This window comes from Herbiconiux sp. J20-20 (assembly GCF_057365085.1).
Genome location: NZ_CP195122.1, coordinates 843,859 through 866,427, shown reverse-complemented (window position 1 = coordinate 866,427; position 22,569 = coordinate 843,859). Strand labels below are relative to the sequence as shown.

General features: G+C 72.5%; 19 protein-coding genes. 15 read left to right on the top strand and 4 right to left on the bottom strand.

The genetic code is table 11. The features are described from left to right. Positions 1 to 9 precede the first annotated feature (9 nt). Positions 10 to 3,699, top strand: coding sequence for an AAA family ATPase (locus tag ACR3ZA_RS04200; protein ID WP_473660471.1), 3,690 nt, complete (start codon positions 10 to 12; stop codon positions 3,697 to 3,699). Here the strand turns inward: ACR3ZA_RS04200 and ACR3ZA_RS04195 are convergent. Next, on the bottom strand, positions 3,696 to 4,259 hold the full coding sequence (locus ACR3ZA_RS04195) for a histidine phosphatase family protein (protein WP_473660470.1): 564 nt from the start codon (positions 4,257 to 4,259) through the stop codon (positions 3,696 to 3,698). The genes ACR3ZA_RS04200 and ACR3ZA_RS04195 overlap by 4 nt on opposite strands. 147 nt (positions 4,260 to 4,406) lie before the next feature. Here ACR3ZA_RS04195 and ACR3ZA_RS04190 point away from each other — a divergent pair, with 147 nt between their 5' ends. The 3 genes from ACR3ZA_RS04190 to ftsY all read left to right on the top strand — a co-directional run bounded on the left by ACR3ZA_RS04190 (position 4,407) and on the right by ftsY (position 8,875). Continuing rightward, a complete protein-coding gene (locus tag ACR3ZA_RS04190) occupies positions 4,407 to 6,800 on the top strand; it encodes a cell wall-binding repeat-containing protein (protein ID WP_473660469.1) in 2,394 nt (797 codons plus the stop codon). 72 nt (positions 6,801 to 6,872) lie between these two features. Continuing rightward, the gene (locus tag ACR3ZA_RS04185) at positions 6,873 to 7,973 is read left to right on the top strand and encodes a cell wall-binding repeat-containing protein (RefSeq protein ID WP_473660467.1); all 1,101 of its coding nucleotides are present in this window, start codon (positions 6,873 to 6,875) and stop codon (positions 7,971 to 7,973) included. A gap of 32 nt (positions 7,974 to 8,005) precedes the next feature. Continuing rightward, entirely contained in the window at positions 8,006 to 8,875 is an 870-nt protein-coding gene (gene ftsY, locus ACR3ZA_RS04180) for a signal recognition particle-docking protein FtsY (RefSeq protein WP_473660465.1), read from the top strand. On the opposite strand, the gene ACR3ZA_RS04175 is transcribed toward ftsY, so the two are convergent. Continuing rightward, positions 8,876 to 9,511 (bottom strand): hypothetical protein, encoded by a 636-nt coding sequence (locus ACR3ZA_RS04175; RefSeq protein ID WP_473660463.1) that lies wholly within the window; start codon positions 9,509 to 9,511, stop codon positions 8,876 to 8,878. A gap of 7 nt (positions 9,512 to 9,518) precedes the next feature. Beyond that, a complete protein-coding gene (locus tag ACR3ZA_RS04170) occupies positions 9,519 to 10,046 on the bottom strand; it encodes a DapH/DapD/GlmU-related protein (protein ID WP_473660461.1) in 528 nt (175 codons plus the stop codon). 124 nt (positions 10,047 to 10,170) lie between these two features. Between ACR3ZA_RS04170 and ACR3ZA_RS04165 the strand changes: the two genes are divergently transcribed. Genes ACR3ZA_RS04165 through ACR3ZA_RS04155 form a run of 3 tightly spaced genes read left to right on the top strand, consistent with a single transcriptional unit; the run spans position 10,171 to position 12,910 of the window. Next, entirely contained in the window at positions 10,171 to 10,491 is a 321-nt protein-coding gene (locus ACR3ZA_RS04165; protein WP_473660459.1) for a hypothetical protein, read from the top strand. A 20-nt stretch (positions 10,492 to 10,511) separates the two neighbouring features. Beyond that, a complete protein-coding gene (gene ffh / locus ACR3ZA_RS04160; RefSeq protein ID WP_473660457.1) occupies positions 10,512 to 12,074 on the top strand; it encodes a signal recognition particle protein in 1,563 nt (520 codons plus the stop codon). 44 nt (positions 12,075 to 12,118) lie between these two features. Next, positions 12,119 to 12,910: an LLM class F420-dependent oxidoreductase gene (locus ACR3ZA_RS04155; protein ID WP_473660455.1), complete on the top strand. Its 792-nt coding sequence runs from the start codon at positions 12,119 to 12,121 to the stop codon at positions 12,908 to 12,910. A 2-nt stretch (positions 12,911 to 12,912) separates the two neighbouring features. On the opposite strand, the gene ACR3ZA_RS04150 is transcribed toward ACR3ZA_RS04155, so the two are convergent. After that, the gene (locus ACR3ZA_RS04150) at positions 12,913 to 14,172 is read right to left on the bottom strand and encodes a glutamyl-tRNA reductase (RefSeq protein WP_473660453.1); all 1,260 of its coding nucleotides are present in this window, start codon (positions 14,170 to 14,172) and stop codon (positions 12,913 to 12,915) included. Between the two features lie 67 nt (positions 14,173 to 14,239). On the opposite strand from ACR3ZA_RS04150, the gene hemE reads away from it, so the two are divergent. The 8 genes from hemE to hemL all read left to right on the top strand — a co-directional run bounded on the left by hemE (position 14,240) and on the right by hemL (position 22,559). Further along, positions 14,240 to 15,322 carry a uroporphyrinogen decarboxylase gene (hemE, locus tag ACR3ZA_RS04145; RefSeq protein WP_473660451.1) on the top strand — a complete coding sequence of 361 codons (1,083 nt, stop codon included), beginning with the start codon at positions 14,240 to 14,242 and terminating at the stop codon, positions 15,320 to 15,322. 1 nt (position 15,323) lies between these two features. Then, on the top strand, positions 15,324 to 16,547 hold the full coding sequence (locus ACR3ZA_RS04140) for an FAD-dependent oxidoreductase (RefSeq protein WP_473660450.1): 1,224 nt from the start codon (positions 15,324 to 15,326) through the stop codon (positions 16,545 to 16,547). A gap of 62 nt (positions 16,548 to 16,609) precedes the next feature. After that, the gene (gene hemQ / locus ACR3ZA_RS04135; protein WP_473660448.1) at positions 16,610 to 17,296 is read left to right on the top strand and encodes a hydrogen peroxide-dependent heme synthase; all 687 of its coding nucleotides are present in this window, start codon (positions 16,610 to 16,612) and stop codon (positions 17,294 to 17,296) included. Then, positions 17,293 to 18,504, top strand: a complete 1,212-nt coding sequence (locus ACR3ZA_RS04130; protein WP_473660446.1) for a ferrochelatase — start codon at positions 17,293 to 17,295, stop codon at positions 18,502 to 18,504. Before hemQ ends, ACR3ZA_RS04130 begins: the two co-directional genes overlap by 4 nt. Next, the gene (hemC, locus tag ACR3ZA_RS04125; RefSeq protein ID WP_473660444.1) at positions 18,501 to 19,442 is read left to right on the top strand and encodes a hydroxymethylbilane synthase; all 942 of its coding nucleotides are present in this window, start codon (positions 18,501 to 18,503) and stop codon (positions 19,440 to 19,442) included. Before ACR3ZA_RS04130 ends, hemC begins: the two co-directional genes overlap by 4 nt. Continuing rightward, a complete protein-coding gene (locus ACR3ZA_RS04120) occupies positions 19,439 to 20,248 on the top strand; it encodes a uroporphyrinogen-III synthase (RefSeq protein WP_473660442.1) in 810 nt (269 codons plus the stop codon). Before hemC ends, ACR3ZA_RS04120 begins: the two co-directional genes overlap by 4 nt. After that, positions 20,245 to 21,219, top strand: coding sequence for a porphobilinogen synthase (gene hemB / locus ACR3ZA_RS04115; RefSeq protein ID WP_473660440.1), 975 nt, complete (start codon positions 20,245 to 20,247; stop codon positions 21,217 to 21,219). Before ACR3ZA_RS04120 ends, hemB begins: the two co-directional genes overlap by 4 nt. Continuing rightward, on the top strand, positions 21,207 to 22,559 hold the full coding sequence (gene hemL / locus ACR3ZA_RS04110; RefSeq protein ID WP_473660438.1) for a glutamate-1-semialdehyde 2,1-aminomutase: 1,353 nt from the start codon (positions 21,207 to 21,209) through the stop codon (positions 22,557 to 22,559). The genes hemB and hemL overlap by 13 nt, the downstream gene beginning before the upstream one ends. Positions 22,560 to 22,569: the final 10 nt, after the last annotated feature.

Here is a 22,569-nt window from a genome sequence, read left to right as displayed (position 1 = left end):
GGGGAGCAGGTGTATCTGAAGAGCCTGACCCTCAAGGGCTTCAAGTCGTTCGCCCAGCCCACGACCTTCGCCTTCGAACCCGGCGTCACCTGTGTCGTCGGCCCCAACGGCTCCGGCAAGTCGAACGTCGTGGACGCGCTGGCCTGGGTCATGGGCGAGCAGGGCGCCAAGACGCTGCGCGGCGGCAAGATGGACGACGTCATCTTCGCCGGCACCTCGACCCGCGGGCCGCTCGGCCGCGCCGAGGTCAGCCTCACGATCGACAACAGCGACGGGGCGCTGCCGATCGAGTACACCGAGGTCACCATCACGCGCACCCTGTTCCGCAACGGCGGAAGCGAGTACGCGATCAACGGCGAGCAGTGCCGCCTGCTGGATGTGCAGGAGCTGCTCTCCGACTCCGGCCTCGGCCGCGAGATGCACGTCATCGTCGGCCAGGGTCAGCTCGACCAGGTGCTGCGGGCCACCCCCGAAGAGCGCCGCGGCTTCATCGAAGAGGCGGCGGGCATCCTCAAGCACCGGCGTCGCAAAGAGAAGACCGTGCGCAAGCTCGAAGCGATGCAGACCAACCTGACGCGGTTGAACGACCTCGCGGGTGAGCTGCGGCGCCAGCTGAAGCCGCTCGGGCATCAGGCCGAGATCGCGCGCGAGGCGCAGTCGATCGCGGCGATCGTGCGCGACGCCAAGTCGCGCCTGCTCGCCGACGAGGTCGTGCAGCTGCGCGCGGCGATCGCCGATGTGGGACGCAGCGAGAGTGAGCGCAAGACCGAACGGCTGGTGCTGCAGGAGCAGCTCGACCAGTCGAAGCTGCGCCAGGCGCGGCTGGAGCAGTCGCAGAACTCCGAAGGCGTGGATGAGGCGCGGCGCGTGGCGTTCGCCCTGGAGCAGGTGCAGGATCACCTGCGCTCGCTGTTCACCCTCGCCAACCAGCGCCTGACGCTGCTCAGCCAGCAGGCCGAGCTGCCGGGCATGTCGACGACGATCTCGCCGCGCATGGTCGAGGAGGCCCGCGAGGAGGCGGTGCGGCTGCAGGCCGGCGTCGCCGAGGCGGAGGCCGAGCTCGGTCGGGTCAGCGCCGCGACCGCCACCGCGCGGGCGAGCCTCGATGCCCTCGACGAGGAGATCAGCGCGCAGAGCGCGCTCGTCTCGCAGCACGACCTGGAGAAGGGGCGGCTGCAGGGTGTCGTTGCGGCCGCCGAGTCGCGCCTCACCGCCACCCGCACCGAACTGGAGCGTCAGCGCACCGCGCTCGCCGAAGCGGAGCAGCGCCGCGAGGCCGCACGCGCCGAGCTGCTCGAGGTCGAAGGCGACTCCGAGGTGGATGACGACAACGCGGGGCTGCAATCCGCGGTGGTCGCCGCCGAGGAGGCCGTGCGCGAGCGTCAGGCCGAGGTCGAGACGCTGCGCGAAGAGCTGCACACCGCCGAGCGCGAGCGCGACGCGCTCGCCGCCCGCACGAGCGCCCTCAGCATGGCGGTCGACCAGCGCGACGGCTCGGCGTCGATCGCGTCGGCCGAGGGCATCCTGGGCCGCGTGGCCGAGCAGATCAAGGTGACGCCGGGCTTCGAGGCCGCGATCGCGGCGGCGCTCGGCACGCTCGCCGACGCGGTGCTCGCCTCCACGCGCGATGCCGCCAGCGACGCGCTCGTGGTCGCACGCGACGCCGACGTCGGACGGGTCGAGATCGTGGTGGCCGAGGCGCGCGAGCCCGAGCTGCTCGCCGCTCTGCCGGCCGGCGTCACCGCCGCGACCGAGCTGGTGACCGGCCCCGCGGGGGTGCGCGGGCTGCTCGCCCGCGTGGTCGTCGTCGATGATCTTTCCGCGGCGCGGGCCGCCTGGCCGAAGCTGCGCGAGTTCGACGCCCTGACGATGATCACGCGCGACGGCGACGTGCTCACCGAGTACGTGCTGCGCGGCGGCGCCGGGGGTGCGCGCAGCATGCTCGAGCTGGTCGCCGAGCGGGATGCGGCCGAGGAGCGCCTCATCGAGGTCACCACCTCGATCGAGCGCGGCCGTTTCGCGCTCGCCGAGAAGCGCGAAGCGCTCGACGTGGCGCAGATCGATCTGGCGCAGGCGCAAACCGCCCTCAAGGAGTTCGACGCCCGGCTCGCCGAGCGCAGCGAGGCGCTGGGGCGCTCGCGCGTTCAGCTGGAAGCCGCGTCGGCCGAGGGCGAGCGTCTCGCCGCCGCCGTCCGCGAGCTCGAGCAGTCGGTCGCGACCGCCGAGGCCGCGTTCGACCGCGCCACGAACGAGCGCGACGGCCACGCCGCCACCCCGCGGCCCATCCTCGACGTCTCCGCGCGCGACGAGCTGTTCGCCGAGCTGGAGTCCGCGCGCCAGGCGGAGGTGCAGGCGCGCATCGGCCTCGAGACCGCCCGCGAGCGCGTGCGCGCCCAGCGCGCCCAGGCCGACACCCTGCAGCGTCAGCTGGAGGCGGAGCGCGCGGCGGCCGAGGAGGCCGCGCGTCGCGCCGTGATCCGCGAGCACCAGGTGGCCGCCGCGACGCGCGTCATCGAGGCGCTTCCCGCGGTGCTCGACACCGCCGACCGCTCGCTGTCCGAGGCGCGCGTGCAGTTGTCGGCGGCGGAGGCCGAGCGCACCAAGCACAACGAGGAGCTCTCGGAGCTGCGCCGCACCGAGGCGAGCCTGCGCGAGCGGCTCGCCGCCCTCAATGAGAACGTGCACGGGCTCGAGATGCAGTCCTACGAGAAGAAGCTGCACCTGTCGACGCTGCTGGAGCGCGCCGCCGAGGAGCTCGGGCTCGACGAGGACGTCCTCGTCGCCGAGTACGGCCCCGACGTGCCCGTGCCGCTCGACGAGGCCACCCCGCCCGCCCCCGCGCGCGACGAAATGCAGGAGATCTCGACGCCGGATGCCGGAACCGCGGGCGCGAGCGCGTCGCCGGAGGCATCCGATCCTGCATTTGGTGAAAGTGCGGCGGCGGGCGCGGCGGGCGCGGCGGATGCGGCGGATGCGGCGGGCGACGAGGCAGGGGAGACGGCCGCGGAGGCGCGACCGACGGAGCCCTTCGACCGGAAGCGTCAGGAGACCCGGCTCGCGCGCGCCGAGCGCAAGTACGCCCAGCTGGGCCGGGTCAACCCGCTCGCGCTGGAGGAGTTCGCCGCGCTCGAGCAGCGCCACAAGTTCCTCACCGAGCAGCTCACCGACCTCGCCGCGACCCGCAAGGATCTGCTGACGATCATCGACGAGCTCGACGCCAAGATGCAGGACATCTTCGGCAGCGCCTTCGACGACACCAAGGCGGCGTTCAACCAGGTCTTCCCGATCCTGTTCCCGGGCGGCACCGGCAGCCTGCACCTGACCGACCCCGAGAACCTGCTCACCACGGGCATCGAGGTGACGGTGAAGCCCGCCGGCAAGAAGATCGAGCGCCTCTCGCTGCTCTCCGGCGGCGAGCGCTCCCTCGCCGCGGTGGCGCTGCTGATCGCGATCTTCAAGGCGCGCCCCAGCCCGTTCTACATCATGGACGAGGTGGAGGCGGCGCTCGACGACGCCAACCTGGGGCGTCTGCTCACGATCATGAAGGACCTGCGGCAGAACTCGCAGCTCATCGTCATCACCCACCAGAAGCGCACGATGGAGATCGCGGATGCGCTCTACGGCGTCTCGATGCGCCAGGACGGCGTGAGCGCCGTCGTCGGCCAGCGGGTGGTGGCGGAGGAGGAGCGCGCGAGCTAGCGCTCCACCGCCAGCGGAGCGCCGTTCACCGTGAGCACCCGCCACGCGCCGCTCTCCAGCGCGACGCGCGAGATGGCCCCGTTGCTGATGCTCTCGAGCTGGCGCCCGACGATCGACTCGAGCGTGTAGCGGATGATCGAGCCGTGGCTGACGATGATGACGTCGCGCTCGCCGTACTCGGCCGCGATCGCGTCGAGGGCGGCGCGTCCGCGTTCGGTGACCGACTCGAAGCTCTCGGATCCGGGGTAGTTCCGCTCGGGGTAGCGGCGGCGGCACTCGGCGTCGCTCAGCCCCTCCACCTCGCCGTAGTCGCGTTCGACGAGGCCCGGGTAGGCGGGGCCGAGTTCGAGTCCCAGGTCACTCGCCACGATCTCGGCGGTCTCGCGGGCGCGCTGCAGCGGGGAGCTGACGATCACATCCCAGCGCTCGCTGGCGAGGCGCTCCGCGGCCTCGTGCGCCTGCGCGCGTCCGGTGTCGTTGAGGGGGATGTCGCTGGAACCCTGGAGGCGACCGTTCAGGTTCCAGTCGGTCTGGCCGTGGCGGATGAAGGCGTAGCTCACCCCTCCAACCTAGGCGGCGGCGCCGCCTCGTCGCGCGCCGGGCCGGGTGCGCGCCTCGCGCGCCGGGCCGGGTGCGCGCCTCGCGCGCCGCGAACGGGGGGCGCGTGACGGGGGTGTCTTCCCTTACATTCGTTGAGGGGGTACATCGTGAAAACGCAGGTTCGAGGCGCCACGGCGCTGCTCGTGGGCGCCGCCGTCGCGATGTCGGGAGCGCTGTCGGCGGCTCTGCCGGCGGTCGCCCGCACGCCCGATCCGCTCGATGATCTGCCCCGGATGAGCACGCCGGATGCGCGTGACTTCGAGGCGGCCGCGGACCTGCTTCCCGAGGGCCTGGTCGAGGCACTCGAGCGCGATCTCGGCATCGATGGGGCCGACTACCTCGCCTCGGCGGAGGCGGCGGTCGACGCCACGCTGGTCGTCGACGCGCTCGCGGAGGCGGGTGTCGAGGTCGTGGGCTCCGAGATCGATGGCACCGAGCTGACGGTGTGGGTGCGCGACGACGCGGATGCCGCGATCGTGGAGTCGGTCGGGGCGACCGCGATCGTCGGCGAGCAGACCCTGCCCGATGTGAGCGAGGTGGTCTTCGAGGCCGCCGACGACCTGTACGGTGGCGCCGGCTGGGCCTACGAGACCAGCTCCAGCGGATCGTACGTGACCTGTTCGCTCGGATTCTCGGGTTACGACGCCGCCGGCGCCGACGTCATGGTGACGGCGGGACACTGCTTCGACAGCTACAGCGGCCGCGGCGATGATCCGCGCTCTCTCAACTGGACCAAGCCCAAGGAGTACGGCGGCACGGCCTCGCTCGGCGGCGACATCGGTCTTCGGGTGTCGGGGTCGGCGCAGTACGGCGACGGCTACGACGTCGGCCTGCTGAAGGCGAGCGCCTCGGGCGCCGTCGCGCGTCCCTCGGTGCTGTCGTGGGGCAGCGACGGCCGGAGCGCACCGCTGTCGGAGAGCCCGGTGGCGATGACCGGCGCGACCGCGGCCACCGTGGGCGCCCCGATCTGCAAGAGCGGCGCGACCTCGGGCTGGACCTGCGGGGAGGTCACCCACGTCGACCAGCTCGTCATGGTCAGCGACGAGCTGGTGAATGTCATCATCTCGGATGCCTGCATGCTCCCCGGCGACAGTGGCGGAGCCGCGGTCATCGGCACGGCCGCCGCGGGGATCAACTCGGGTTCATCGTTCAGCGCGACGAGCGGCAGCGCCGACGACTGCGACGTCTCCGGCGAGAGCTCGGTCTTCTTCCCGATGGTCTCCGCCGGCGGCTACGAGAGCGTCGAGGAGCGCTACGGCGCGAGCTGGACGCTGTGCACCGGGCCGGTTCCCGTGGTGACCTCCGAGCCCGGCGGCTACTACGCCGACCCCGATCCGCTGGCCGGCACCCTGCCCTGCGCGCTCGCGGGCACCGCCCCGACGATGACGCTGTACGTGGACGGCGCGCTGACGCCGACGGCGTCGACGAGCCCGGCCGCCTCCAACTCGGCGTGGAGCTTCTCGCTCGACGGCATCGCGCTCGGGTCCCACGACTACGTCGTGAAGGCGATCTGGGCCACCGAGGAGTCGGTCGCCGCGACCGGGAGCTTCACGATCACCGACGTGCCCTCGCTGCCGACGCGCATCGCGGGCGACGACCGCTACGAGACCGCGGTCGCGATCGCCGAGGTGTGGGATCAGAACTTCGACGCCGACGTGGTGTTCATCGCCACCGGAGAGAACTACCCGGACGCGTTGAGCGCGGCGGCCGCGGCGGCACGCCTGGGCGCGCCCGTGCTGCTCACCCCGAAGAGCTCGCTGCCCTCCAGCGTGCGGGCGGAGCTGCTCGAACTCGATCCGGATCGCGTGGTGGTGCTCGGCAGTTCGGCGGCGATCTCGTCGTCGGTCTACAACACGCTGAAGTCGATGTTCGGCTCGTCCAACGTCAGCCGCATCGGCGGAACCGACCGCTACGACACGATGCGCAAGATCGTCGAGTACGCGTGGGACGACGGCGTGGGGGGCCTCGACCAGGCCGCGACGGTCGTCGTTGCGACCGGCCGCAACTTCCCGGACGCGCTGTCGGCCGGGCCCGCGGTGGCGACCGACGGCGGCGCGGTCATCCTCGTCGACGGCGACGCATCGAAGATCCCGTCGTCGACGCTCGCGCTCATCCAGGACCTGGCGCCTGAGAAGGTCATCGTCGCCGGAAGCTCGAGCGTGCTCTCCAGCGGCATCTACAACCAGTTGAAGAGCACCTTCGGCTCGTCGAACGTGGCGCGGGTCGCGGGCTCGGACCGCTACGAGACCAGCTGGCGCCTCGTGGACTACTTCTTCGAGGAGGCCGACGCCGCGTTCTTCGCAACCGGAGCGAACTTCCCGGATGCGCTCGCGGGGGCCGCGCTCGCCGGCGGTCTCTCAGACCCGTTGCTGGTGACCGCCAAGTCGTGCGTCTCCTCCGGAACCAAGTCCACGGTGGTGGCGCTCGGCGCCGATGACAAGGTTCTGCTCGGCAGCTCGGTGGTGCTGTCGTCGAAGGTCGCCAGCCTGAAGACCTGCTGACGCGGCCCGACATCCCCGCGGCATGATCTTTCGTCGCTTTTGCTAGGCTCAGCGTGACAGAAGCGGGGAGCGATGGGGTTGCGTACTGTTCGGCGGATCGGCATCGCTCTGATCCTGGGTCTGGCCGCCTCGGCGCTGACGCCGCTCGGCGCATCGGCGCAGGTTTCCCCGCTGCCGGCCGCGAAGACCGCGGCCGCGGTGGCGGCGGCAGGGTCGTTCGCCTCGATTCCGGGGCGGATCGCGGGCGATGACCGGTACGGGACAGCCGTCAAGGCGGCGCAGGTCTGGGACGACTTCTTCACCGCCGACATCGTCTTCCTGGCGACGGGCGAGAACTTCCCGGATGCGCTGAGCGCGAGCGCGGCAGCCGCGCGCCTCGGCGCGCCGGTCCTGCTCACGCCGAAGCGGTCCCTGCCGACCAGCGTGCGGAACGAGCTGCGCGCGCTGGATCCCGACCTGGTCGTCGTGCTCGGCAGCACCGCGGCGATCTCATCCTCGGTCGCTCGCGCGGTCGGCGACATCGTCGGCGCCTCGAACGTGCTGCGGATCGCGGGCGAGGACCGCTACGACACGATGCGGCAGGTGATCGAGTTCGCCTGGTACGACCCGGTGTACGGGCTCGCCGTGGCGCCGACCGTCGTCATTGCGACCGGGCGCAACTTCCCCGACGCTCTCGCGGCGGGGCCCGGTGTCGCTCTCGACGGCGGTGCCGTCGTGCTCGTCGACGGCTCGTCGTCGAAGGTGCCGGCGGCGACGATGGCGCTGCTGCGCGATCTGCGCCCCTATGAGATCGTGATCGCCGGCAGCAGCGTCGCGGTGTCCAACGGCATCGAACGCGCGCTCGAGCGGGAGTTCGGCGAGAGGACGGTCGTCCGTGTGGCCGGCTCCGACCGCTACGAGACGTCGCGCAAGCTCAACATCCGGCTATTCGAGGGGCGGCTCGCGACCCACGTCTTCCTCGCCACCGGCGAGAACTTCCCGGATGCGCTCTCCGGCGCCGCACTCGCCGGGAGCCTCGGGGCGGCCCTGTTCACGACACCGGGAGACTGCATGTCGCGGCAGCTCGGCATGACCGTGAGCCTCGGGGACTCGTTCTTCGCGGGCGAGAGAACGCTCCTGGGGAGCAAGGCGGTCCTGAGCTACCAGCGTGACGGCTGGCCCGGGTGCGAGTGAGCGAGCAGGGGCGCGCTCGGTAGGCTTGCCGCATGGCAGCATCCTGGTCTCTCGGTGGCGCGCTCCGCGGCATGTTCCAGCGCGCGACGATCGACGAGACGACGTGGGAGCAGCTGGAGGACGCCCTCATCGGCGCCGACTTCGGACCTGACCTCGCCGATCAGCTCGTCGAGGAGCTGCGCGGTCAGGTGGCGAAGTTCCGCACGACCGACCCGGCCGACCTGCAGCGGATGCTCCGCGAGGCGCTCGAGGAGCGCTTCGCCCGGCTCGACCCGACACTGACCCTGAGCGCGCGCCCCGCGGTGGTGCTCGTGGTCGGGGTGAACGGCGTCGGCAAGACGACGACGATCGGCAAGTTCGCGAAGTTCTTGACCAACCACGGCCGCAGCGTGCTCGTCGGCGCCGCCGACACGTTCCGCGCGGCCGCGGTGGAGCAGCTGGCCACCTGGGCCGAACGCGCCGGCGCCACGATCGTGCGGCCCCAGGCGCAGGGTCAGGATCCGGCCTCCGTCGCCTTCCAGGCGGTCGAGGCCGCCCAGCGCGACGGCGTCGAGATCGTGCTGATCGACACGGCCGGGCGCCTGCAGACCAAGAGCGGGCTGATGGACGAGCTCTCGAAGGTGCGACGCGTCGTCGAGAAGCTCTCGCCGATCGCCGAGGTGCTGCTCGTGCTGGACGCCACCACCGGCCAGAACGGGCTCGCGCAGGCCGAGGCGTTCATCGAGCACGCCGGGGTCACCGGGCTCGTGCTCACCAAGCTCGACGGCAGCGCCAAGGGCGGCTTCGTGCTGGCGGTGCAGGAGAAGACGGGCATCCCGATCAAACTCGTCGGCCAAGGCGAGGGGATCTCCGACCTCACCGGCTTCAACCCCACGTCGTTCGTCGCGCAGCTCGTCGGCTAGCTAGCTCGCCGTGGCGACCGACACCAGGTAGCCGATCGCCGCCGCGAGCGCGAGCGTGATCGCGAGCGCCGTGAAGACAACGGTGCGGATCGGGTGCTCCATGGCGATCGGCAGGGCGCCGGGGTGCCGCGCCGTGAGCTCCTCGACTTTCGCCCGCTCGTAGCGCGCGACCGTCGCGTGGGGGAGGGCCGCGATCACCGCGGCGAGCTGCTCCTGCGTCCACCGGTCGCCGCGCAGCGCGAGGGCGAGTCTCCCGTCGCGGTCGACCACGCTCACCAGACGGCGCCGCAGCGGCGGATGCTCGGGATCCCACCACGGGGGCTCCACGCGATCGACATCGACGATCTCGACGAGCTGATCCCGACGCCACGTCGTCGTCGAGCCCCACACGGCGCGGAACTCGAGCGTGTCGGAGCTGAGGCGGATGCGCGGCACGAGCACGTGCAGACAGGCCAGTGCTGCGAGGCCGACGACCACGAGCACCGCAGGCACGGCGACCACGAGCTCGCCCGTGCCGATCGCGCCGATGATGCCGAACACCAGCACGGCACCGAGCCCGAGCGCGAGGCCCAGCCAGCGGGAGTCCTGGTTGACCGCGGTGCGGAGGGTTCGCCACCTCGGCCGAAGCTCGATCATGGCGCTGCTACTCCTCCCCGCCCGCACTCTCGGAGGCGTACACGGCCGCGCGCTCGACATACCGCTCGGAATTGCCGTGCAGCCCCGCGACCTCTTCGTCGCTCAGCTCGCGACGCACCTTCGCGGGCACGCCTGCCACGAGCGAGCGCGGCGGCACGATGGTGGCTTCCAGCACGACCGCGCCGGCCGCCACGAGCGAGTCGGCACCGATGACGGCGCCGTTCAGCACCGTCGCGTTCATGCCGATCAGGCAGCCGTCCTCGATGCGGCAGCCGTGCACGACGGCGCCGTGGCCGACGCTCACGTTGGCGCCGATGACGGTCGGCGAGCCGAGCTCGGTGTGCACGACGACGTTGTCCTGCAGGTTGCTGCCGGGGCCGAGCACGATCTCGTCGATGTCGCCGCGCAGCACCGCGCCGAACCAGACGCTCGCCGAGTGCTCGACACGGACCTTGCCGATCAGGGTCGCGGTGTCGGCCAGCCAGGCGTTCGCATCCACGCTCGGGGTGGTGCCTTGGAAGGGAATGAGAGGCATTCCATCAGGGTAGACCCGCGCCCCGGTGAAGAACCGGCCCCGGGCAGGTGGCCACGCCCTAGACTGCGGGCAACGAGCGCACGGTGCGCTGTCGTGCCGTGCGATCCAGGCTGGGAGGCATCCGATGTCCGAGACCGCGCTTCACCGTCAGCAGGCGCCGCTGCTTCCGCCGCTTCTCGCGATCCTGCTCGCGGTGATCGGCACCTCCACGATGCTGTGGACCTTCGTCGAGATCATCGATCTCGCGCTCGGCGGCGGCGGCACGCTCGGCTTCTCGATCTTGTTCTTCCTCGGCGCCGGAATCGACCTGGTTGCGCTCGTGATCGCCGTCATCGGCATCGTGCGCGGCCGTCGCCGCGGGCTCTCGTTCATCGCGCTCGGGTTCGCGCTCGTGCCGGTCGCGCTGGTGGCGCTCACCGCGGTCGCCGCCAACGCCACCGTCTGAGCGGTTAAGCTGGGTCAGTCATGGCCACTTTCGGTACTCTCTCGGATCGCCTCACCGCGACCTTCCGCAATCTCCGCACCAAGGGCAAGCTCACCCCGGCGGACGTCGACGGAACGGTGCGGGAGATTCGTCGCGCCCTGCTCGACGCCGACGTCGCCCTCGAGGTCGTCAAGGCCTTCACGGGTCGCGTGCGCGAGCGCGCCCTCGGCGACGAGGTCAACAAGGCGCTCAACCCCGCCCAGCAGGTCGTCCAGATCGTCAACGACGAGCTGGTGCAGATCCTCGGCGGGCAGCAGCGTCGGCTCGAGTTCGCCAAGAAGCCGCCGACCGTCATCATGCTCGCCGGTCTTCAGGGTGCGGGCAAGACGACTCTCGCGGGCAAGCTCGCCAAGCATCTGAAGAAGGAGGGGCACACGCCGCTGCTGGTCGCCTCCGACCTTCAGCGCCCCAACGCGGTCACCCAGCTGCAGGTGGTCGGCGAGCAGGCGGGAGTGCCCGTCTTCGCCCCCGAGCCCGGCAACGGCGTCGGCGACCCGGTGAAGGTCGCCAAGAACGGTGTCAAGGAGGCCGAGCGCAAGCAGTACGACACGGTCATCGTCGACACCGCGGGCCGCCTCGGCATCGATGCCGAGATGATGAAGCAGGCCTCCGCGATCCGCAAGGCGGTCAGCCCCGACGAGGTGCTGTTCGTCATCGACGCGATGATCGGCCAGGACGCCGTCACGACGGCGCGCGCCTTCCAGGACGGGGTCGACTTCACCGGCGTCGTGCTCTCCAAGCTCGACGGCGACGCGCGCGGTGGCGCGGCGCTCAGCGTCGCGAGCATCACGGAGCGGCCGATCATGTTCGCCTCGACGGGGGAGGGGCTCGACGACTTCGAGCCGTTCCACCCCGATCGCATGGCCAGCCGCATCCTCGACCTCGGTGACATCCTCACCCTCATCGAGCAGGCGCAGTCCGCGTTCGATGAGGAGACCGCGGCCAAGACCGCGGAGAAGTTCGCCACCGACAGCTTCACGCTCGAGGACTTCCTCCAGCAGATGCAGCAGCTCAAGAACATGGGCTCGCTCAAGGGCATGCTCGGCATGCTGCCCGGCGCGCGCGGCATGAAGGACCAGCTGGAGAACTTCGACGAGCGCGAGATCGTGCGCACCGAGGCGATCATCCAGTCGATGACGCCCGCCGAGCGCCGCACGCCGAAGCTGCTGAACGGCTCCCGCCGACTGCGCATCGCCAAGGGCTCCGGCGTCACCGTCACCGAGGTCAACCAGCTCGTCATGCGCTTCGAGCAGGCCGCCAAGATGATGAAGACGGTCGCCAAGGGCGGGGTGCCTCAGGTGCCCGGCATGGGTCCGATCCCCGGCGGAACCTACGGCGCCGGCAAGCGCGCGGCGCAGGCCAAGAAGAAGAAGGGCTCACGCAGCGGCAACCCCGCGAAGCGCGCCGCGGAGGAGGCGGCCCGCGCGAGCGGCGGGGCCCCGGCGACCTCGGGCGGCAGCGGTTTCGGTCTGGGCGCGCAGGGTGCTCCGGGCGGTCCGAGCCCCGAAGAGCTCGAATCGCTGCAGAAGTTCCTCGGGCGCTGATGTCGTGCCAGCGCGCGGCTGCGGCCGCGCGATAGCGTCGAGCAATGACTTCTCGCCCCGTCCGACTCGGCGTGCAAATGGCGCCGCAGCACACCCTCTACCCGCACATCCGCGACACCGTTCTCGAGCTGGAGCAGCTCGGTGTCGACGTGCTGTTCAACTGGGACCACTTCTTCCCGCTCTCCGGCGACCGCGACGGTCTGCACTTCGAGTCGTGGACGGAGCTGGCCGCCTGGGCGGAGCTGACCAGCCGGGTCGAGTTCGGGGCGCTCGTGAACTGCAACAGCTACCGCAACCCCGATCTGCAGGCCGACATGGCCCGCACGATCGACCACATCAGCGCCAAGGACGGCACCGGCCGCTTCATCTTCGGAACCGGCTCGGGCTGGTTCGAGCGGGACTACGTCGAGTACGGCTACGAGTTCGGCACGGCCGGCTCGCGTCTGAATGATCTGGCGGCGGCGATGCCGCGCATCGAGGAGCGCTGGGCGAAGCTGAACCCGCCACCCACGCGCAAGATCCCGGTGCTCATCGGCGGCGGCGGCGAGAAGAAGACGCTGCGGATCGTGGCCCAGCACGCCGACATCTGGCACAGCTTCGCGGCCCCCGCCGACCTGCAGCGCAAGCTCGGCATCCTGGCCGAGCACGGCGCCGCGGTCGGCCGCGACGTCTCCGAGATCGAGATCTCGAACGAGCTGCGGAACCGCGACGAGCACGAGGCGGACGCGCTGCGCGAGCTGGGCGTGAGCCTGTTCACCATCGGGATCACCGGTCCCGACTACGACGGGCAGACGGTGCGCCGCTGGCTCGCCTGGCGCGACGCCGCGAACGGGTAGCGCTAGCCGGCCGCGGCGTCGAGGCTGCCGCGGCCGCGGCGCTCGGAGCGGTCGACGGTGACGTCGAAGAGCGTCTCGAGTGCCGCATCCACGCGCTCCGCCTCGCCCGCCCGGGCGTGCTCGCGGGCCCGCACCGTCGGCTCGTGCAGCAGCACGCCGGCGAGGTGGCGGAGCGCCGCCGCGACCTCCGGTCCTTCGCCGCGTGCGGCGGAGCGGGCGAGCTCGGCGTCGAGAATGCTCGCCATGTGGCGGTGCAGGGCCGAGATCGCCGGAACGGCAGCGAGCTCGCGGGACTCGGCGGCGAAGCTGTCGGTGGCGTGCGAGACCAGGGCCCGCGCGTCGTCGGAGACGGCGAACTCGTCGAGGCCCGCGTGCAGGCGCACCGTCTCCAGGTCGAGCAGGGTGATCTCGGCCAAGGTCGAGATCGCCGGGTCGACGTTCCGCGGCAGGCCCAGGTCGACGATGAGCTGCGGGTGGCGCTGCGCGAAGCGGTCGCGCGTGCTGGCGTGCTCGGCGGCCTCGACGACGATGTCTCCGGTCGAGCAGGTGACGATCACGTCGGCGGCCGCGAGCGCGGCGGGCGCCTCCTCGTGCTCGAGCGGGGTGAGCCCGCGCGGGATCCCGAAGGCGGCGGCGCGGCCCGAGCGCGAGTGCACCGCGATGTCGCGCGCCCCGCGACGACGCAGCGCGGCGACAGCGACGCGCGCGTACTGCCCGGTGCCGATCAGCACCACGCGTGCCGTCTCCCAGGAGTCGATGCGGCTCGAGGCCAGCTCGAGCGCGAGCTCGGCGAGCGAGCGTCCGACGGTCTCCAGCCCGGTCGCGGCGCGCACGCCGCGCGAGGTCTGCGAGGCCTGCTGGAAGGCGCGCTCCAGATCGCGTGAGGTCGTTCCGGCGCGGCGGGCCTGCTCCAGCGCGCTGCGCACCTGTCCGGCGATCTCGGTCTCGCCGACGACGACCGACTCGAGGCCCGAGGCGACGGCGAACAGGTGCTCGACCGCGCGCATCCCGGTGTGCACCTGCAGCGAGGGCTCGAGATCGGCCAGCGGGACCCCGCTGCGCTCGCTGAGCTGCTCCAGCACGATCTCGAAGCCGATCTCGCTCGCCGGACTGAGCGGCTCGTCGAGGTCCAGGTAGGCCTCGAAGCGGTTGCAGGTCGCCACCACGATCGCGCCGTTCACGCAGTCGAACTCGGCGACCAGCTGCTCGGCGATGCCGTCGTGGTCGCTCGCCAGCTTCTCGAGAATGGGGAGGGGCGTCACACGATGATGGGCGGTAACGCAGGCGAGCACCGGCAAAGTCTAAGTCACGGGATGCGAGACTTTACTGATGCCATCCGACGCCCTGCCTCCGACCCATCCGCTGCGCTCCGGAGTCGTCGCCGACTCCCCGCTGCTCGCCGCGATGCGAGGCACCCGCCCCGACACCCTGCCCGTCTGGTTCATGCGCCAGGCCGGTCGCTCGCTGCCCGAGTATCGGGAGCTGCGGGTCGGGCACGCGATGCTGGATGCCTGCCTCACCCCCGAGCTGGCGGCCGAGATCACCCTGCAGCCGGTCCGGCGCCACGGCGTCGACGCGGGCATCTTCTTCAGCGACATCGTGGTGCCTCTCAAGCTTGCCGGGCTCGACGTCGAGATCGTCGCCGGCCGCGGGCCCGTGTTCGCCACCCCGGTGACGAGCCGCGCGCAGGTCGACGCGCTGCCGGATCCCGAGACCGTCGACATGGCGCCGATCTCGGCCGCGGTCGCCCTCACGGTTGCCGAGTTGGGGGCCACGCCGCTCATCGGCTTCGCCGGCGCCCCGTTCACCCTGGCCGCCTACCTCATCGCGGGCGGCCCGGATCGCGATCAGCTGCAGGCGCGGCGACTGATGCACGCCGAGCCGGAGACCTGGGATGCGCTCGTCGACTGGCTGGCGCGCCTCACCGGGCGATTCCTTCAGACACAGCTGGATGCCGGCGCGAGCGCACTGCAGCTCTTCGACTCCTGGGCGGGCGGGCTCTCGCTCGCCGACTACGAGCGGTTCGCCGCCCCGGCCTCGCGTCGGGCGCTCGACGTGGTGCGCCCGGCGCTCGGCGCGGGGGCGGACCGGGCACCGATCGTGCACTTCGCGACCGGCAGCTTCGAGCTGCTGCCCGCGATGCGCGACGCGGGCGTCGATGGCGTCGGCATCGACCACCGCATCCCGCTCGACGTCGCGGTCTCGCGCCTCGGCGCGGGCGTGCCGGTGCAGGGCAACATCGATCCGGCGCTGCTGACGGCCCCGTGGGAGGTGCTCGAGGCGCACGTGCGCGACGTCGTGCGGCGCGGTCAGGCGGCGCCGGCGCACGTCGTGAACCTCGGTCACGGCGTTCCCGCCGACACCGACCCGACGGTGCTCACGCGCATCGTCGAGCTCGTGCACTCGCTCTGACATGCCGCACGCGAGAGTCATCGGGGGCGGCATCGCGGGCCTCGTCGCGGCGCGCGAGCTCGCCGAACGCGGCTGGCAGGTCGCTCTGCACGAGGCGAGCGACCGGCTGGGCGGCACGATCCATGCGATCCCGGTTCCGGACGGGCTCGGCGGCGAGGTGCTGCTGGATGTCGGCGCCGAGAGCTTCGCTACTCGGCAGGGCACGGTCGCGGCGCTGCTCGACGAGCTGGGGCTCGCCTCGCGCATCGTCGCGCCGTCTCCGCGCAGCGCCTGGCTGAGCGGGCCCGCGGGCGATCTGCCGCTGCCCGCGACGGGTGTGCTCGGCATCCCGCAGAGCGTGCTCTCCCGTGACGTGCGCCGCGTCATCGGGCTTCGGGGCGTGCTGCGCGCGCTCGGCGACGCCGTCACGCCGTTGGGCGAGGTGAGCGGCGAGGAGACCGTGGATTCGCTGGTGCGACGCCGGGTCGGCGCGCGCGTCGCCGACCGGCTCGTCGCGCCCATCGCCGAGGGGGTGTACTCGCGCTCGCCGGATCAGCTGCGCGTGCGCGACGTGCTGCCCGAGATCCTGACCCAGGGGCGCACGCGTTCGCTGCGCGCCGCCGTGCGCCGGATCCGCGAGAACCGCCCCGCTGGTGCCGCCGTCGCCGGGCTCGATGGCGGCACCAGCGTGCTGGTGCAGAGCCTCGAGGCGCGGTTGAGCGAGCTCGGCGCGCAGATCCGGCTCGAGGACCCGCGCGAGGCGGGGGAGCCGGGCGACGATCTCGTCATCGACGCGCGCCCGGGGCCGGCGGCCAGCCGCACCACCGTCGTGACGCTCGTGCTCGACGCCCCCGAACTCGATGCGGCGCCGCGCGGAACCGGGGTGCTCGTCACCCGCTCCGGCGGCGACGTGCCGCGCGCGCTCACCCACTCCAGCGCCAAATGGCCGTGGCTCGCCGCCCGGCTCGCACCGCACCGCCACGCGCTGCGCGTCAGCTACGACGGCCACCGCACCGACGACGCCGCGCTGCGCGCCCGGGCCCTCGCCGACGCGTCGAGGCTGCTCGGCGTCGAGCTCGGCGGCCGCGAACCGGTCGCCTCGCACGTTGCGCACTGGAGCCAGTCCGAACGCGCGACGCCCCCGGATTCCGCCGGCGTGCTGCGCGTCGGCGCCGCGGTCGCCGGCTCGGGGCTGGCGCGGGTGATCGCGCACGCCCGCGCCGTCGTCGCCGCCCGAGCCGACTAGGCCGATCGCCCCCGACTCCGTCTCACCGTTTCCGCCCACCTCGCCATGAAAGAATCGCCCCCATGCCGTCACCGTCATCGTCGTCCTCCGGCTTCGCGCTCTGGGCGGTGTTCCAGCGTCCGCCGCTCACCGCGCCGAACGTCGCCGATCCCGCCGAGGTGGCGGAGCGCCTCGATTCCGCCGTGCGGGATCTCGCCGCGGCCGAGGTGGTGACCCGCGGCATCTATGACGTCTCCGGGCTCCGCGCCGACGCCGATGTCATGATCTGGCTGCACGGCCCGAGCGCTGAGGGCCTGCAGCGCTCCCTGCGCGAGCTGCGCCGCCGCACCGTCCTGGGTGAGCTGCTCCCGGTCTGGAACGCGATGGGCGTGCACCGCGACGCCGAGTTCAACCGGGCCCACGTGCCCGGCTTCCTGCGCGGCGAGCACGCCCGCGAGTGGCTCACCGTCTACCCGTTCGTGCGCAGCTACGAGTGGTACCTGCTGCCCGAGGCCGAGCGTCGCACCATGCTCGCCGAGCACGGGCGCGCCGGCGCCGCCTTCACGAGCGTCATCGCCAACACCGTCGCGTCGTTCGCGCTGGGCGACTGGGAGTGGATCCTGCCGATGGAGTCCGACTCGCTCACCGACCTGGTCGATATGATGCGCGACCTGCGCGCCACGGATGCGCGCCGCCACGTGCGCGAGGAGGTGCCGTTCTACACCGGACGCCGCATCGCCTCGGCCGAGCTCGCGGAGGTGCTCGCGTGAGCGCCGAGAACCTCGGATCCACCGGCACCCCGCCGCGGGTGCTCGCCGCGAGCCAGCCTGCGGCCGACGGCCCCGAGCACGTGGCGACCCCGGTCGCCTACGACGCGATCCTGCTCGCCGGGTTCGGCGGACCGGAAGGCCAGGACGACGTGATCCCATTCCTGAAGAACGTGACCCGCGGGCGCGGAATCCCGGAGGAGCGCCTCGAGGAGGTGGCCCACCACTACCGCCACTTCGGCGGGGTGAGCCCGATCAACGACCAGAACCGTGAGCTGAAGGCGGCGCTCGAGGCCGAGCTCGCCCGGCGCGGCATCGACCTGCCCGTGTACTGGGGCAACCGCAACTGGGACCCGTACCTCGCCGACGCCCTGCAGGCGGCGCACGGCGACGGGCACCGCACCCTGCTCGGCATCGCGACCAGCGCCTACAGCTCGTTCTCGAGCTGCCGCCAGTACCGCGAGGACTTCGCGCTGGCCCTCGAGACGACGGGGCTGCACGGCGAGGTGACGATCGACAAGGTGCGCCAGTACTTCGACCACCCGGGTTTCGTGGAGCCCTTCATCGAGGCTCTCACGACCGGGGTGCGCGACCTTCTGGCGCGGCTGGGAGATGACGCGGATGCCGCCCGCGACATCCGCGTGCTGTTCGCCACCCACTCGATCCCCACCTCCGATGCCGAGCGCAGCGGTCCGCGCGACCGCGACTTCGGCGAGGGCGGCGCCTACGCGGCGCAGCACCTGGCCGTCAGCGAGGTGGTGGCGGCGGAGGCCGCCCGTGCGCTGGGGCTCGACCGGCTCAACTGGGAGCTCGTCTACCAATCGCGCTCGGGCCCGCCCACGCAGCCGTGGCTCGAGCCGGACATCAACGACCGCATCGCCGAGCTGCCCGCCGAGGGGGTGCGCGCGGTCGCGATCGTGCCGGTCGGCTTCCTCTCCGACCACATGGAGGTGCTCTGGGACCTCGACAACGAGGCCACCGAGTCCGCCGAGGAGGCGGGGCTGCTCTCGGTCCGCGTGGCGACGCCCGGATCGCACGCCGCCTTCGTGCGCGGACTCGTCGACCTGGTGCTCGAGCGGCGCGACGGCACCCCTCCCGCCGCGCGTCCGGCGCTCACGGAGCTCGGTCCCTGGTTCGATGTGTGCCGACCGGGGTGCTGCGAGAACGTCCGCGCCGGCTTCAAACCGGCGGTCTCCGGGGTCGCCCCGTGACCTCCGTGCGCATCGGGACGCGCGGCAGCGAACTCGCGCTCGCGCAGAGCGGTCAGGTGGCCGAGGCGCTCGCGGGCGTGCTCGGCGCCGACGTTCCGCTGATCCCGCTGCGCAGCGAAGGCGACGACCTTCGCGGCCCGCTCACCGGACTCGGAACCACCGGGGTCTTTGCGACGCGGCTGCGGGAGGCCCTGCTTGCCGGCGCCTGCGAACTGCTCGTGCACTCGTTCAAGGATCTGCCGGTCGCCCCGTACCCGGGCCTGAGCGTTGTGGCGGTGCCGAGTCGTGCGGACGCCCGAGACGCGCTCTGCACCCGAGACGGTCAGACGCTGGCGGAGCTGCCGCCGAACGCGCGGGTGGGAACCGGCTCGCCGCGCCGTGCCGCGGCGCTGCTGCGGCTGCGCCCCGACCTGCGCATCGAACCGATCCGCGGCAATGTCGGCACCCGTCTCGGCAAGCTCGACGAGGGGCTGGATGCGGTCGTGCTCGCCGCGGCGGGGCTGTCTCGGCTCGGACGTCTCGACGCCGTCGGCGAGTTCTTCGACCTCGACGCCCTGATGCCCGCCCCCGCGCAGGGAGCGCTCGCCCTGGAGGTGCGCGACGACGCCGCGGCCGACCTGCTGTCCGCCCTGGGCGAGGTGGACCACCCCGAGGCGCACGCCGCGGCCGTGGCCGAGCGCGCCGTGCTCGCCGAGCTGGAGGCGGGCTGCTCCGCCCCGATCTCGGCGTGGGCCGAGGTCCGCGACGAGCGGCTTCGGCTGCGCGCGCGGGTGATCAGCCCCGACGGGACGGCGATCGCTGAGGCCGCGGCAGAAGCCGACTGGGTTCCCGCCGCCGAGCAGCGCGAGCTCGCCGTGGCGCTCGGACACCGCGTGGGTGCCGAGCTTCGCGAGCGCATGCGCGCCGACGCCGCCCTCGACGGGCTGGTGGCCTCATGACCGGGGCACTCGACGGCCGCCGCGTCCTGATCGCCGGCTCGCCCCAGTTCGGGCAGGAGCTCGCCGCCGAGCTGGAGGCGCGCGGCGCGCACCCGGAGCTCGCCCCGTTCATCCGCACCGCAACCGCCGCCGCCCAGCCGTGGCGCGATGCCGTGACCCAGCTCGTCTCGGGCGGCTTCGACTGGGTGATCGTGACCAGCCAGGCGACCGTGCGTGCGCTCGCCGCGCTCGACCTCGACATCCCCGAGAGCACGCGCGTCGCCGCCGTCGGCCCCGCCACGGCGCGCGCGCTCACCGCCACCGGGCTGACCGTGTCGCTGGTGCCCGCCGAGCATTCGGCGCGCGGACTCCTGGCCGACCCGAGCTTCGCCGCGACCACCGGGCGACGCATCCTCGTGCCGCAGTCCGAGCTCGCCGCCCCGCTGCTCGCCGACGGCCTCGCCGAGCTCGGGCACGAGGTCACCGCGCTCGTCGCCTACCGGATCGAGGCGGTTCCCGCGCCGCCGCGCCTCGTCGAGCGCATCCGCGCGGGCGAGTTCGACGCTCTGGTGGTCAGCTCCGGCAGCGTCGGGCACGAGGTGCAGAGCCAGTGCGCACCGCTTCCCGACACGACGCACCTGATCGCGATGGGGCCCGCGACCGCCGAGGCCACGCGCGATGTCGGTCTCCGCGTCGACGGCTTCGCCCTCGATCGCACCCCCGTGGCGCTCGCCGATGCGGTCGAGGAGGTGCTCGCCGGGCGGTGGACGCCGCCGGAGGCGAGCGAGCGCCGCCCCGCCCACGACCGAGAGGACGACTCCGCATGAGCGGACCCACGATCCGACCGCGCCGACTGCGCCGCACGCCCGCCGTGCGCGCACTCGCGCGCGAAACCCATGTCGCGCCCTCGCAGCTGGTGCTGCCGGTCTTCGTGCGCGAAGGCATCGCCGAGGCCCAGCCGATCCTGTCGATGCCGGGCGTCGTCCAGCATCCGCTCTCCGAGGTCGGCCGGCTCGCAGTGCAGGTGGCCGAGGCGGGACTCGGCGGCATCATGCTCTTCGGGGTGCCCGAAACGCGCGACGCGACCGGCTCGGGGATTCTCGACCCGAACGGCATCCTCAACCGGGCGATCCGCGCCGCCGTCGTCGAGGTCGGCGACGCCACCGTCATCCAGGCCGATCTCTGCCTCGACGAGTTCACCAACCACGGTCACTGCGGCGTGCTCGGAGCCGACGGAGCGGTCGACAACGATGCCACCCTCGAGCTGTACGCCCAGGCTGCGGTCGCGCAGGCCGAGGCCGGCGCCCACCTTCTCGGCCTCTCCGGCATGATGGATGGCCAGACGGCGGTCGCCCGCCACGCGCTGGACGCCGCCGGACACACCGACGTCGGACTGCTGGCGTACTCGGCGAAGTACGCCTCCGCGCTCTACGGGCCGTTCCGCGACGCGGTCGACTCGCAGCTGCGTGGCGATCGGCGCAGCTACCAGCTCGACCCTGCGAACGGCCGTGAGGGGCTGCGCGAGGCAGCGCTCGATGTCGCCGAAGGCGCCGACATCGTCATGGTGAAGCCCGCGAGCTTCTACCTCGATGTGCTCGCCGACGTGGCGGCCGAGAGCCCCGTTCCGGTGTGGGCGTATCAGGTCTCGGGGGAGTACGCGATGATCGAAGCTGCCTCGGCGAATGGCTGGATCGACCGCCGTCGAGCCATCGAGGAGTCCGTCATCTCCATCCGTCGCGCCGGCGCCGATGCCGTGCTCAGCTACTGGGCGCTCGAGCTGGCGGAGTGGGCGAAGTGACCGCCCGCGAGCCCTCGCGCTCCGAGCAGCTGTTCGACCGTGCGCGTCGCATCCTGCCCGGCGGGGTCGACTCCCCGGTTCGTGCCTTCGGATCGGTCGGCGGCACCCCGCGCTTCCTCGCCTCCGCGCACGGCGCGTACGTCGTCGATGCCGACGGCACCGAGCTCGTGGACCTCGTCGGCTCGTGGGGCCCGGCGCTGCTCGGGCACGCGCATCCGGAGGTCGTCGACGCGGTGCAGCGCGCCGCCTCCCGCGCGCTCTCCTTCGGCGCCCCGACCGAGGGCGAGGTCGAGCTCGCCGAGCTGATCGCCGAGCGGTTCGTGCGCACCGGTCCCGACGGGGTGCGGCTCGCGCCGATCGAGCGGCTGCGGCTCGTCTCCACCGGCACCGAGGCGACGATGACGGCGATCCGCCTGGTGCGCGGGGCCACCGGCCGTGACCTGGTCGTCAAGTTCGCCGGGCACTACCACGGCCACTCCGACGGACTGCTGGCCGAGGCGGGGTCGGGGCTCGCGACGCAGGCGCTCCCCGGGTCGGCGGGCGTCACCGCGGCGACCGCGGGCCAGACGATCGTGCTGCCGTACAACGATCTCGACGCGGTGCGCGCGGCGTTCGCGCAGCACCCGGACCAGATCGCCGGGATCATCGTCGAATCGGCGGGCGCCAACATGGGCGTCGTCGCTCCGACCCCGGGTTTCACCCGCGCGCTGCGGGAGCTCTGCCACGAGCATGGCGCGCTGCTCATCGTCGACGAGGTGCTCACCGGGTTCCGCTCGGGCCCGGCCGGCTACTGGGGCGTCGAGGTCGACGCGGGCGAGGGATACCTGCCCGACCTGGTCTGCTTCGGCAAGGTGATCGGCGGGGGGCTTCCCGTCGCCGCGATCGGCGGCCGCGCCGATCTGCTCGAGCTGCTCGCGCCGCTCGGCCCGGTGTATCAGGCGGGAACCTTGAGCGGCAACCCGGTCGCGGTCGCGGCGGGGTTGGCGACGCTGCGCCTCGCCGATGACGCCGCCTACGCGCGACTGGCGAGCGCCGCCGATGCCGTGGCCGCCGGTGTCTCCGCCGCGCTGATTGCGGCGGGCGTCGAGCACGTCGTGCCCCGGGCGGGCACGCTGTTCTCGTTCGCCTTCCGCGGCGAGGTGCCGCGCAGCTACCGCGAGGTGCAGGACCAGCGCGCCGACCGCTACCCGGCCCTCTTCCATGCGTTCCTCGACAGCGGCGTGATGCTTCCTCCGAGCGTCTTCGAGGCGTGGTTCGTGTCCGCGGCGCATGATCAGGCCGCGATTGGCCGTATTCTCGATGCGGCCCCGGCCGCAGCGCGCGCCGCGGCCTCTCGCTGATCGCGGCTCG

Bases quoted from the DNA above. Each gene is read 5' to 3' on its own strand.
- ACR3ZA_RS04165 (WP_473660459.1), top strand. From the start codon at position 10,171: ATGTCCGAGACCGCGCTTCACCGTCAGCAGGCGCCGCTGCTTCCGCCG.
- ACR3ZA_RS04155 (WP_473660455.1), top strand. From the start codon at position 12,119: ATGACTTCTCGCCCCGTCCGACTCGGCGTGCAAATGGCGCCGCAGCAC.
- ACR3ZA_RS04170 (WP_473660461.1), bottom strand. From the start codon at position 10,046: ATGCCTCTCATTCCCTTCCAAGGCACCACCCCGAGCGTGGATGCGAAC.
- ftsY (WP_473660465.1), top strand. From the start codon at position 8,006: ATGGCAGCATCCTGGTCTCTCGGTGGCGCGCTCCGCGGCATGTTCCAG.
- hemE (WP_473660451.1), top strand. From the start codon at position 14,240: ATGCCATCCGACGCCCTGCCTCCGACCCATCCGCTGCGCTCCGGAGTC.
- ACR3ZA_RS04120 (WP_473660442.1), top strand. From the start codon at position 19,439: ATGACCGGGGCACTCGACGGCCGCCGCGTCCTGATCGCCGGCTCGCCC.
- ACR3ZA_RS04175 (WP_473660463.1), bottom strand. From the start codon at position 9,511: ATGATCGAGCTTCGGCCGAGGTGGCGAACCCTCCGCACCGCGGTCAAC.
- hemB (WP_473660440.1), top strand. From the start codon at position 20,245: ATGAGCGGACCCACGATCCGACCGCGCCGACTGCGCCGCACGCCCGCC.
- hemQ (WP_473660448.1), top strand. From the start codon at position 16,610: ATGCCGTCACCGTCATCGTCGTCCTCCGGCTTCGCGCTCTGGGCGGTG.
- ffh (WP_473660457.1), top strand. From the start codon at position 10,512: ATGGCCACTTTCGGTACTCTCTCGGATCGCCTCACCGCGACCTTCCGC.
- ACR3ZA_RS04185 (WP_473660467.1), top strand. From the start codon at position 6,873: ATGGGGTTGCGTACTGTTCGGCGGATCGGCATCGCTCTGATCCTGGGT.
- ACR3ZA_RS04140 (WP_473660450.1), top strand. From the start codon at position 15,324: ATGCCGCACGCGAGAGTCATCGGGGGCGGCATCGCGGGCCTCGTCGCG.